Origin of the sequence: Rhodococcus sp. FH8 (genome assembly GCF_019266085.1) — a bacterium.
Classification (GTDB): domain Bacteria; phylum Actinomycetota; class Actinomycetes; order Mycobacteriales; family Mycobacteriaceae; genus Rhodococcus_F; species Rhodococcus_F qingshengii.
The window spans coordinates 1-2640 of the sequence record NZ_LPNQ01000029.1 but is presented as its reverse complement, the minus strand read 5'-3'; the positions used below and the strand labels follow the sequence as shown (position 1 = coordinate 2640).

Sequence of the window (2640 nt, the reverse complement as noted above, 5' to 3'; positions counted from 1 at the left end):
TCGCTGCTCGCCAGAGCGGTTGGTGGTGGTGTTGCATTTGTTTGGCGGTCCACATGTCGGGGTTGACCATTCGGCCGATGTAACCCTTGTAGCAGGCGCCGATGAACCGTTTCATTGCTGTGTCGCCTGTGTCGACGGCAACTTTGCGGGCTTCTCGCAAGAATTTCGCCCACTTGTCGAGGGCCCGTCCCTGTTCGGGGTAGACCCATGCTTCTGCGATGTCGAGGTCGTCGAGTTCTGCGCCGATTCCGCCATCGGCGATGGACGTTTGAAGTGCATCGAGGCTGACGGTGGTGATCCAGGTCTGCACAGGTTGGTCGGCGAGCATGTGTGGGTGAGGCAACGGTAGAGCGGGTGGGAGCGCCAGCATGTCACCCGGTGGGAGGGTTACACGCCAGAGCCCAAACGGGGTTTTCGATTGCCGCGCAGCGTCGAGCGCGTTCTCGCCGCGAAGATGTCGAGGTTTTCCGTAGCCGAATTCGAGCATGCCAGCGGAAGCGAGGTACGCCGCTCGTTGGTCTATCGATACCAGTTGTGTTGCGTCGGAGACTTCTTCGAGGTCCGGGATGCGTGTCCAACCGGCGGCAGGTTCGAGATCTCCGCGGGGTTCGCCGTCCAGCGGTGGGACCGGTCCACCGACAGTGACGACGATTCCTTTACCGCTGCGGGTGCGGTCGCGTTTGATCTTGTCGACGATGGCGGCGCCGGTGCGTGCGGGGGTGGGGCCGGGTAGCACGCCGAGGTGTTGTGCGCACCAGGCGAGTCGGCGTCCCAGTTCCTGCGCAGCGGGGAGGTCGTCGTCGGGGAGGTAGGTTCCGGCGGTGGGTGATCCGAGAATTCCCATGTCTCCCACGCGATTGCCCCATCCGAAGTCTTTGTTCCAGTAGGTCCATACATAGGGTTCGATGAAAATGTCGACCATGGATGTGAAGTTCCCGGTGGTGCGGGAGAGGTGAACGACGTGGCCGGGTTCTCCGCGCAGTTCCCATCCTGCGGTCAGCATGGGGGTCAGCGTGGCGTGGAGGATCGCGGTGAGTTCTTCGGCAGCGCGGGTGCGGAGGATTTCCATGTCGTCGACATCGTCTTCGCTGCCTGGGTCGATGATCCATCCGAGCATTTCGCAAGCTTCGATTCCGACTATCCAGATCTGTGCCGGTGCGCCCAGCGGGGTGAGCGTTGCCCATCTGATGAGTTTGTCGAGTTTTTCGATGGAATCGACTGGGCCGGTGAGTGTGTGGCCAGACGGTGTGTAGGTGCCGGCTGCTGTGACAATGACGGCGTGGCCGTCTGCTGCCTCGCTGGCGGGAGGAAGGGTGCCCGATTCGGTTGCGTCGAGTTCAGATGCCTCGGTGGGTTCCGAATCCACCTCAGCAGTGAGCTCGCTTTGGGGCACAACTGTTTCCGTGTTGTAATCCGAAGACCGTGACGAGTCCGTACCTTGCCGCGCTATGGGGGCGCTTTCGCCTGCCACTGGTTCGACCTCTGGTTCCGCGGCGACACGATCCTCCGCAATCGGCGCACGGGCATCCATCACGTCAGCATCGGGATCCGGCGCCGTGGCGTCTTCGATCCCGAAGAGAGCTGGTTCAGAATCGAGCTCAGAACCTTCGCCATGAACTTCGGGCACCGGAGGAGGATCGAGGTCGAACAGGGGAATCTGCTCCCACTTCTTCACCACCATCTCTCCCCCATCCTCGCTGCTGATTTCCTCATGATTCGAGATCGAATGCTGATCGCAGCGCCCTGCTCAACAACACTTCCTGAGCCGGCAGGAGAAATCCTCGGTTCGCACCGAGTGCCGACACGGGGATGGTCGTCACCCCGTCGCAGTCGGCAACAGATCCGTCCTCGACGCCGTTGCCTTCACCTAAACTCAGTTCGGTCGACAACCCCCGCCCCTTCGAACGAATGGGGGCAACAGTGACCGTCCCCAGGTGGGGCCGAACCAATTCCCTCGTCAGGACCAACACCGGACAAAGATCTCCGAGTTGCGCCTCGTGGATCGGGCGCACTCAGTTCTTCTTCCCGTGCGCGGCAGCGATATTCACATCGCTACCCGCGCCGTCAGACAGGATCTCCACGTCGCGGACCGCCAACTGTCGACGCTGCTCACGCTCCAACGCTCGAAGCACGACTTGAGCACGGCTTTTCGCACGCCCACCGCTGACCTCACTGTCGAGAAACGCCACGATGTCCTCGGGTAGCCGTACCGCGATCTGCGTACTCATAACCATCATGATACCGAATTGGGATGTAAACCGGTACCAGTCCCACATCCATTCATCTCCTTGCAACCACCGCCCCTGAGACTCCCGGTGCCGGGGACTGCCGGCCGAACGTCCGTGGATTGTCCGACCGTCAGTGCCCCGATTACTCGGCGCCGTACAACTCGGCGGTGTAATGCCCCTCCCCATTGCATGTGGCTTCTTCCCAATCGACGCCCAACGCGTCGGCCAGGTGGTGCGCATCGGAGAGGAAATCCGCGAACACGGTGGGCAATTCTTCGGTGCCGGGGGTCTATCTCTTTAACGGTGTTTCGGCGGATTTCCATCAGTAAGTTTCAGATCCTGGCCAACGATCGGCGAACGTGATCGCAAACGCGTTCAGAGCGGGCTTCCACCTCGTTATCCATCGTGCCTG

General features: G+C 61.2%; 3 protein-coding genes. All 3 read right to left on the bottom strand.

Going from position 1 to position 2640, the window contains the following annotated elements; translation table 11 throughout:
- The coding region (locus ATN38_RS00230; protein ID WP_256931488.1) for a hypothetical protein at window positions 1-1681 on the bottom strand (1681 nt) is incomplete at its 3' end.
- Window positions 1682-1709: 28 nt separating this feature from the next.
- Entirely contained in the window at window positions 1710-2012 is a 303-nt protein-coding gene (locus ATN38_RS00225; RefSeq protein WP_003941269.1) for a type II toxin-antitoxin system PemK/MazF family toxin, read from the bottom strand.
- Complete coding sequence (locus tag ATN38_RS00220) at window positions 2013-2228, bottom strand: hypothetical protein (RefSeq protein ID WP_003941254.1); 216 nt, start codon at window positions 2226-2228, stop codon at window positions 2013-2015. It abuts the gene before it with no gap.
- Window positions 2229-2640 lie beyond the last annotated feature (412 nt).